The organism is candidate division KSB1 bacterium (assembly GCA_034505495.1).
Classification (GTDB): Bacteria; Zhuqueibacterota; Zhuqueibacteria; order Residuimicrobiales; family Krinioviventaceae; genus Fontimicrobium_A.
Genome location: JAPDQV010000054.1, coordinates 7,357 through 16,667, shown reverse-complemented (window position 1 = coordinate 16,667; position 9,311 = coordinate 7,357). Strand labels below are relative to the sequence as shown.

The window sequence follows — 9,311 nt, the reverse complement described above, 5'->3', positions numbered from 1 at the left end:
CTGGATTTCCTTAAAGGAATCAGCCTAATGCTGCGCGCAGAGGTTCAAGCAAATCCCTCGGCTTCTGCCCAATTCTACGCGCAAGCGATCCAAAAATTAACGACCGTACAAAAAGCCGGCGATGCCCAATCACTTCAAAGCTATTACGGAGAAGCGAAATATGCACAATGTCGGGCCAAATTTTTTGCAAAGACATGGGATCCCTTACGTCCGCAAAGCATCGATTTGAATGAAATAAAGTATTTGATTAATCAAAGGCGCAGTCTCAGGACTTTGTACTTACTAGCCGAATATTGCCGCGACACCGGTCGTTATCCGGAAGCGGTCGCATGCTATAATATCATCAAGAAAAAAGCATACAATGACCCGGACGGCCGGTTTTGGCTCGTAAATGCTGAAGCCGGTATTGCCAGATGCGGCTCGCAAGATGAAAACGTAAAGCTTTTTCAAGAGTTAGGCATTCAGATTGAGGATGTCGTTTTCCCCGACATTTTAACTCAAGTCGGCAACCGTCCTGTAATGTACGAGTTCCTGGCCGATACGAAATTTCTGCAAATGCAAAAAGCCGAAGAAGCCAGAAAATTTCTTATTGCCTTTGGATTGCCCAAAAAGAGCTTGTATCCATCAAAGAATATCCTTCGCTACTCATGGCGCGTCAATGACAATATATTTGAAACCGTTACCTCTCCAATAGATGAAAAGTTGACAAAAATAGCTGCCGGTCTAAATGTGGTTGTCATTGACGATTCGGGCAAGCCCCCGGCTTTGATCAGCGCATTTGTGGACGGTATCGAAACTTCGATCCAGGATGGCCGATTCGAGGTCAAAGATCGAGCTTTAAATACCAAAGCAAATATTTTGATCCGTGCAAACGGCTACTATCCCAGATATATCGAACATTTCTTCTCAAAGCCGCAGACGGATACTTTGATTGTTCCTTTAATCAAAGAGCACTGGTTTGAGAAAAACGATTTTATTACGGATAGAAAGCTTCTTCAGGTCGGAGATAGATTTGCCGAAAACTTTATTATCGTTCAGGATAATAAATTACTGTCTACGGATAGCCCGCTCTACAAATGCATTGCCGAAAGCCTCTATATTCGAGATTTTGTATTTCATCGCCAAGGTTTCTATCTTTTTGTAGATGCACAAGAAAACCGGATTGTGCGCATCGACAATGAACAACAGAGCTGGGAAAATGGCACCACATTTTCCCTACAATTCCCAAGCATAATCCATCCGGATTTTCTAAAAAGTCCTGAAGGAATCGCTGTAGACCGAAAAGGGAACATTTACATAGCTGACTGGGGTAATCATCGGGTGTTAATGGCCCAGCCTAACGGTATCGTCACTCGACAGCTTGGATCCTTTGGCAAAAACGTAAAGGGAGTCATGGGTGAGGAGATAAAATTTGCGTATCCGACCCGTATAGCTGTTGCTGAGGATACTGTCGGGATAGCCTACAATGGAAAACGCATATATCAGAACGCTTTGATTTTTGTTGCGGATGCCAATGGCGTACATATGGTGGATGAAACGGGCCGGTACCTCATGACCGCTGTTTCCCCCAGTCGGGAACTTCCTTTTGGCGAATTCTACAGTATCGCGGTTGAAGGATTCGGCAAACAGGCCGCTCTATTTTTAGCTAATAGGAAGAACGGCAAAATATTAAATTTTAAAGCACAATAAGCTAAAAGATCCGAAAGTGACAATATTTTAAAAGCTGTTCCTGCAGCCGGCTTTGAGACGAAGGAAAAATATTCTTGATTCTTTAACATAGAGTTTGCATATTAATATTGAAAAAGCGGGAGTAATTCAGCGGTAGAATGCAAGCTTCCCAAGCTTGACGTCGCGGGTTCGAGCCCCGTCTCCCGCTCCATGAGCGCCTGAAAAAGGCGCTTTTTTGTTTTGGGATATATTTCGGCCGCGCTTTATCTCCAATTAACGACACTCAATAAAAAAGGCTCCTTGCGGAGCCTTTAACTTTTCAACTCGTCTTTATTGCTTCAGCGATTCCAAGATCATTTTAGTATCGCGGGCAATCGCCAACTCTTCGTTGGTCGGTATGACCATTACCTTGACGTGTCCGGTGCTGATGTGCAGAGCATTGCGGGCGTTTGCTTCTCGATCCAGGATGATGCCAAGGTCTTCCCAGCCTGCAAGCACATGCTCACGCACGTACGGAGAACGCTCCCCAATTCCGGCCGTAAAGACGATCACATCCAGCCCGCCCATGACAAACGTATAGGCGCCGATGTATTTACGGATGCGGTGGCAATAAACCGCCAACGCCAATTGATCGGCCTCGCTGCCGTTTAAAGCTCTTTCTTCGATGATCCGACAGTCGCTGTCGCCGCTTAGGGCCAACAGTCCGCTCTTTTTATTGAGCTGTTCATCGATTTGCTCAAGCGTCAGTTTTTCATGGCGGGCAATAAAAGGGATGATCGCCGGATCGATGTCGCCGCTGCGGGTCCCCATGACCAATCCTTCGAGCGGCGTAAGCCCCATGCTGGTTTCCACGCACTTTCCATACTTTACCGCGCTGACGCTGGCGCCGTTGCCGAGATGGCAGGTTACGATGCGCAGCTCCGTAATCGGTTTGCCCAACAGTTCCGAGGCCTTTTTGGCGACATACGAATGCGAGGTGCCGTGAAAACCGTACCGCCGAATTTTATAAACTTCCCGCCACCGTTGCGGAATAGCATAGGTATAGGCCTCGGGCGGCAGCGTTGCGCCGTGCGCCGTATCAAAAACGGCTACTTGGGGAATGCCCGGCAGCACTTTATCCGCCGTCTCGATGCCGGTAAGATTGGCCGGATTGTGCAAGGGGCTAAGGGGGATGCAGGAGCGGATGACGGCGCGGACATTGTCGTCTATCAGGGTCGATGCGGCAAACTGATCGCCGCCGTGGACCACCCGATGACCGATGCCGCTGATCTCCGCTTTGTCCTTAATGACGCCCCGTTCCGGATCGAGCAGCAGATCAATGATCTGACGCAGGGCTTCTTCGTAATCTGCAACCGGTTTGGAAGCGACGTATTCTTCCTTTCCAGTCGGCTTGTATTTTAGTTTCGACTGCGGTTTGGCAATCTCTTCGATAATGCCTTTGGCAATGACATGCTCATTTTCCATGTCGATGAGTTGAAACTTGACTGAGGAGCTGCCGCAATTTAGAACCAGAATTTTCATAAAGGTCTCCGCATGGGCTTTACATCAGGAAAAACTTTAGGCTACATCATAAAACATTTCAAATAATTTACTGAAAATTCATTCTATTTCATTGTGAAAAATCATCATTTTTGCTGTTTTTGCGGTTACGTTTAGGCCGGTTTTTCTCGTCAAGAAAAATTGTCTTGGACTTGAAAGTCATGGCTTTATTTTGTTCGATCATGCCGTATGAAATGATGTGAATCACATCGCCCTTTTGGCACTTTAAGGCGGCGGGACCGTTCATGCCGATGACCCCCGAGCCCCGTTCGCCTGGAATGGTATAGGTCTCGAGCCGTTCGCCGTTGTTTAAATTCACAACCTGAACCCGCTCGCCGGGGAAAATATCCGCGCGTTCCATGAGGTCTATATCGATAGTGATGCTTCCCTCATAACGAACATCCGCCTGTGTGACCGTAGCATTGTGAATCTTGGATTTCATCATGGTGATGAACATTAACGGTATTCCTCCTTTTTATTTGGAAAATTTCCTTGTTTTACATCTAAAATAAAACGATCCACCGCCTCGGTAATGATGGAAGCCAAGTCGGCGTACCTTCTGACGAATTTCGGTTGAAAATCGGTAAACAGTCCCAAGAGGTCGTAAAGAACAAGGACTTGGCCGTCGCAATGGGGACCCGCGCCGATGCCGATGGTGGGGATCGTCAATCGACTGGTGATCCGCTCGGCCGGCTGCGAAGGCAGGCATTCCAGTACGACGCTGAAAGCGCCGGCCGTCTGCATGGATAGAGCAGCGGCAAGGACTTGTTCGGCTTCACTTTCATCTCTGCCGACGACACGAAAGCTCTCTTGGCTTTGCGGAAGATAGCCAAGGTGGCCCATGACCGAAAAGCCCGCAGATGTAAGCGCCGAAACGATTTCGGGTCTGCCCTCCGGTTTGACGGCATCGGCTCCGGCTTCAACCAAAAGGTGCGCGCTTTGAATGGCCGTCTCAGGATCATCATAAGATCCGGCCGGCAAATCAGCTATTAAAAAAGTATCGGGCGCGCCCCGCCGAACCGCGGCCGTGTGGCGAATCATGTCCTGAAGCGTGACGTGGGTCGTTCGCGGATAGCCCAGAATCACATTGCCGAGCGAGTCGCCGACCAGCAGCATATCCACACGGCCGTTCAGCAGCCGGGCAAAACTATAATCGTAGCAGGTCAGCATGACCAGCTTTCGACGGCCCTTGGCGGCGCAAATTTCCGCCACGCTCTGCATGGCTAAAAGTTCAGCTCCTCACCGAAGATATAATTGTCGATGAGCCGTGTCTTGCCGATAAAGACGGCGAGAGCCAAGATATCCCCCGAGTGCACAATTGTAACATCGTTCAGCTCACGATCGACGATTTGGATATAGTCGATGCGCGCTGACGGCGCCGAATCGATTACTTGACGCAATTCTTTTATGATCTGACTTGCTTGGGCGTTTTCCCAGGGAAGTGAAGCCGCCTTTTTAATGGCTTGGCTGAGGACTACTGCTTCTTTTCTTTCCTGCGGCGAAAGATAAAGGTTGCGCGAACTCATAGCCAAGCCGTCGGCTTCACGAACGATCGGACAAGGAACGATTTGGATGTTAAAATTGAGATCCTGCACCATTTTTTCGATGATCAACAATTGCTGCAGGTCTTTGCGGCCAAAGTAGGCGCGGTCGGGTTGCAAAATGTTGAACAGCTTGGTGACAATTGTGCACACACCGCGGAAATGACCCGGCCTGCGCAACCCGCAAAGATGATCCGTCAGGCCTTGCATATCGACAAAGGTCTGTATGTCGCCGCCAATCAATTCTTCCGCCGGCGGATGGAAAACCATGTCGGTGCCCAGCGATTCCAAAAGCGAGAAATCGCGCTCGGGCATGCGCGGGTAAACGGCAAAGTCCTCGTTGGGACCGAACTGCAGCGGATTGACAAAGATCGAGACGGCGGTAACGTCGTTTTCCGCGAGGGAGCGGCGGACGAGTGACAAATGGCCTTCATGCAGCGCGCCCATCGTCGGCACAAAGCCGATCATATGCCCATTCTTTTTCTGCTCGGCGACCCACTGCCGAGTTTCACCAATGGCGGTACAGATTGTCATTTGCCATCATTAGTTGAAAGACCTGATCTTCTCGGCACATCAGCGCTTGAGAAAACCTGAGTGAAGCGAAAGTAATCCATGTTGTAAACGGCAGAGTTTTTAAAATGCGCCGCGCCGACACCGAGGCACTTTAGATTGGGGTTGAGCATGTTTTGACGATGTCCGGCAGATTCGTACCAATTTTTGACGACGGCTTTCGCCAAACTCTGATAGGTATGATTCGGAATCGCCGGGCCCTATATTCATAACTAAACCACTTTTGTCCTTGATCGGGTGGGAAGAGCGGTTGGTTCGGTACCAATTCAAGGCCGCTCAGCTCGGAAATGTTTTCCGCCAATTCACAATCACGGATACCGACTACTGCAGCGCGCTCGGTCAGAGTGGTTTTGCCTTTTACCGGACTCGTATGTGAATAAAAATTATGGTTAACCATATCCAAAGAATGCTTTCGGGCGGCTTGTTCCAGGGCATTGGAATGATGAAACTCGGGCAATTGGTGCAGCTTTCTGATTCTGTTCGTTTCGTAAAAAACGGCTGCATGAAGAAGCGGAAAATCGATATGGTCCATGTCGATTCGTTCCAATGCCGGCGGATAAGCGGCAAAGGATTTTTCGTCAAATTTATCATATAAATCGGTAGACCAGGAGCTCCGGCCGAAAAGAGAAGAACTACAAACAGCGATCAGTAATAACAAGAAGCGGTAACTCATGCTTAAGCCTATTTGCTTTAATAATATAGGCATTTTTATGGAATTTTCAAATTGGAAAGGCATGATCAAGTTGTTTCATAAAATGGTATAAAAAAAGTGACTGGCTACTGACCATTAAAATATCCTTGACTCATTTATTAATTATCGCTAAAATATTTTAACAAAATTTAAAGAACGTTGATCTTTTTATTTTGTTCCTGAAAAAGACTTGATAAGCAGTGCCTGCCCTTTTAAAGTAAGCGAAAAAAATACAAAATTCATGAGCAAATGACTTTTGCTCCATTCTCAAGAAAATTCCTTCTAAAAGAGTTGCATAATGATTTTTGTTTACCCCTTCTCGACTATATCTGCAACCCCTATCGATACAACCAAGAATACAAATTTGAAATTTAGGAAAGGGAAGTAATATGGGACGACTGGTCATTGGGTTATTGCTTGTTGTCACACTTACCTCGGGACTCTTTGCTCAGACGGCCGGCAAGATTGCCGGAACCGTGACGGATGCCGCGACCAACGAGCCTCTGGTCGGCGTCAATGTGGTGATCGAAAACACCTATTTGGGCGCCGCGACGGACATTGAGGGTAAATACTTTATTCTCAACGTTCCGCCCGGCACTTATCGCGTCAAGTTCATGCTCATGGGCTACCAGAGCAAGACAGTCGAAGGCGTCGACGTCTCGGTCAACCGTACACGAACGCTGGATGTGAAACTGCAGCAGACAACCCTTGAACTGGGCGGTGAGGTGGTTGTAACGGCGGACCGCATTGCCGTCAAAAAGGACCAAACCAGCTCTATTCGTAACGTTTCTTCCGAACAGATGAGCGTGCTGCCGGTTGAAAACACCGGTGCAGTGATCGCCCTTCAGCCGGGCGTCGTTCAGGGGCATTTTCGCGGCGGCCGCATGAACGAGACCAACTATATGATCGACGGCGTTTCGGTTTCAAACGGACTCAATCGCGGTCGGTTGATCGATGTAGATCAGGACGCCGTGCAGGAAGTGGAGGTAATCACCGGCACCTTCAGCGCCAAATACGGCGAGGCCATGAGCGGCGTCGTCAATATGGTAACCAAAGAGGGCGGCGAAAGGCTGCACGGCAAGTTCGAAGGCTACTTGGGCAATTATTACACGGCGCACAACGATGTTTTCATCGGCTTGAAAGCGAGCGAGGTGGATCGTAACCGAGATTATAAATTTCAGCTCGACGGGCCGATTGTGGGCAACAAGCTGACCTTTTTTACCAGCGGCAGAATCGAGGACAACAATAATTATCTCAACGGCATTCGTCGGTTCAACATCTGGGATGAACCGGACTATGGCAAATTCTTAGATCCGACGCAATGGGATCCGGCCACCGGCCAGTACCTGTTGAATCAGCACACCGGCGACGGCAGCTATGTGCCGATGGACTGGTACCAAGGCATCAACCTGAACGGCAAGCTGACGTTCCGCGCGCGCAATCTAAAGATGTCGTTGATGTATCTGCATAACTCCAGCGAGTCTCAGAACTACTCTCACACAAATAAATACAAACCGGACGGCCGCGCCCGCAATCACAGCAACAGCAACATGGTAACCTATGCGATCAACCATGTCATCAATCCGCGCCTGTTCTATGACTTGAAATTCTCTTATTCCAAAAACTATTACGGAAATTATGTTTTCAAAAACCCGTTGGATCAGCGCTACATTCACGACCGATTTGCCGCGAATCAATCCTACACGGGCTTTTTGACCGGCGGTCAGGACAAAGGCCACTACGAGTCGACCACGGATAAATACCAGGCGCGATTGGACTTGACCTGGCAGGTAAACAACAATCACGCGATCGAGACCGGTGCCGAGGTGGTAAAATACAACTATGACGTCGCCTGGCATCAGATTCTCAATCTCTATCGCAACACCATGGCATCCGCCATTCTCTATGCGCCGGAGATTACCGGCGACACGACGGTTTATGCCGACACCTACAAGAAAAAGCCGGAACAAGCAGCAATCTGGTTATCGGATAAAATGGAGTTCGACCAAATGGTGATCAACCTCGGCGTACGCGCCGAATATTTCGACCCCAAGACTGTCTATCCGTCCAACTATCGCAATCCCAACAATCTGCTGCAGAAAGAGGATACGCCGGAATGGATCAGCACTTATCCGAAAGCTGATCCAAAGTTCAACGTTGCCCCGCGCCTTGGGCTTTCCTATCAGCTGGGACAAACTGCCCTGCTGCGTTTCAGCTACGGCCATTTTTATCAGTATCCGCCTTACAGCTCGATGTATCAGAACGACAATTATGTGATTGCGCCGACCAACTATGCCAGCACGCTCGGCAATCCCCAGGTCGAGCCGGAGATGACGGTCAGTTACGAAGTAGGTCTGTGGCAAATGCTGAACCGCTTCATGGACTTGGAAGTGGCACTGTGGTATAAGGACATTTACAATCTTTCGACCGTCAACATCGTGACGACTTATAACGCCGTCCGCTATGGTTTGTACGGAAACAAGGACTATGGTAATGCACGGGGATTGGAACTTAAATACAAAGCCCACGTCGGCAGCTTTTTCGGCGAGGTGAACTATACGCTGCAGTATACACGCGGCAATGCCGATAACCCGCAGTTTACGTTCAATCGCGCCGGCAACAGCCAGGACCCCATTCCGACGTTGATCCCGATGAGCTGGGATGAGCGCCATACCCTCAACATGCAGTTGGCCTATAACCAAAAAAAGTGGAGCGTTTCGCTGATCGGCTGGTTGGGGTCCGGAGCGGCATTCACCTGGACTCCCATCGATCAGAATCCGCTGAACCGTGTCTATTTGCTGCCGAATAACGGCAAAAAGCCGTTTCATCACTCCTTCGACCTGAAGGTGACTTACGACATTCTCAGCATCCGCAACGCCAAAATGCGCTTTACCATGTATGTCTATAATCTCTTTGACAAGCTTAATGAGAACGGCGTCGATCCGCATACCGGTCGGACCAATCAGGCCATTATTCGTCCGCAGGACCGCCTTGGCCATTGGAGCGATTTCAGCACCTATGAGGAGAGAATCTACAATCCGGCCAACTGGTCGGCTCCGCGCCTGGTAAAACTCGGACTGGGTATTGTCTTTTAATCTGAGCCAGAGCGGTTGATGAAGCATGCAAAGACAAAAATTTTAGGAAAGGATAAAAGATGATGAAACGTCTGTTCCTAATGGTCCTTTTTATCGGCTTATTCATCCTGCCGTTGGACTTGTGGGCGCAAAGCCGTCCTTATGATGGGCCGGAGGACGGCGCCGGGGTATATGACCAAGTTGACCGAAACGCCGGCCATGAGCAAC

Annotated in this window: 8 protein-coding genes and 1 tRNA gene; 3 read left to right on the top strand and 6 right to left on the bottom strand. The window is 49.1% G+C overall.

Annotation, left to right across the window (positions count from 1 at the left end):
* Nucleotides 1-1,689, top strand: a 1,689-nt coding sequence (locus ONB24_14380; GenBank protein ID MDZ7317296.1) for a hypothetical protein, incomplete at its 5' end; no start/stop codon positions are given.
* Nucleotides 1,690-1,804: 115 nt separating this feature from the next.
* A tRNA-Gly gene (locus ONB24_14375) sits at nucleotides 1,805-1,879 on the top strand.
* Between the two features lie 119 nt (nucleotides 1,880-1,998).
* Here the strand turns inward: ONB24_14375 and ONB24_14370 are convergent.
* The 6 genes from ONB24_14370 to ONB24_14345 form a co-directional block, all read right to left on the bottom strand.
* Nucleotides 1,999-3,189, bottom strand: coding sequence for an acetate kinase (locus ONB24_14370; GenBank protein ID MDZ7317295.1), 1,191 nt, complete (start codon nucleotides 3,187-3,189; stop codon nucleotides 1,999-2,001).
* A gap of 88 nt (nucleotides 3,190-3,277) precedes the next feature.
* Entirely contained in the window at nucleotides 3,278-3,664 is a 387-nt protein-coding gene (locus tag ONB24_14365) for an aspartate 1-decarboxylase (protein MDZ7317294.1), read from the bottom strand.
* Entirely contained in the window at nucleotides 3,664-4,419 is a 756-nt protein-coding gene (gene panB / locus ONB24_14360) for a 3-methyl-2-oxobutanoate hydroxymethyltransferase (protein MDZ7317293.1), read from the bottom strand. The genes ONB24_14365 and panB overlap by 1 nt, the downstream gene beginning before the upstream one ends.
* Nucleotides 4,420-4,430: 11 nt before the next feature.
* Nucleotides 4,431-5,282 (bottom strand): pantoate--beta-alanine ligase, encoded by an 852-nt coding sequence (panC, locus tag ONB24_14355; GenBank protein MDZ7317292.1) that lies wholly within the window; start codon nucleotides 5,280-5,282, stop codon nucleotides 4,431-4,433.
* Nucleotides 5,279-5,485, bottom strand: coding sequence for a CAP domain-containing protein (locus ONB24_14350; GenBank protein MDZ7317291.1), 207 nt, complete (start codon nucleotides 5,483-5,485; stop codon nucleotides 5,279-5,281). The genes panC and ONB24_14350 overlap by 4 nt, the downstream gene beginning before the upstream one ends.
* On the bottom strand, nucleotides 5,413-5,991 hold the full coding sequence (locus ONB24_14345) for a CAP domain-containing protein (GenBank protein MDZ7317290.1): 579 nt from the start codon (nucleotides 5,989-5,991) through the stop codon (nucleotides 5,413-5,415). Before ONB24_14345 ends, ONB24_14350 begins: the two co-directional genes overlap by 73 nt.
* Nucleotides 5,992-6,398: 407 nt before the next feature.
* Between ONB24_14345 and ONB24_14340 the strand changes: the two genes are divergently transcribed.
* Entirely contained in the window at nucleotides 6,399-9,104 is a 2,706-nt protein-coding gene (locus tag ONB24_14340; protein ID MDZ7317289.1) for a TonB-dependent receptor, read from the top strand.
* Nucleotides 9,105-9,311 lie beyond the last annotated feature (207 nt).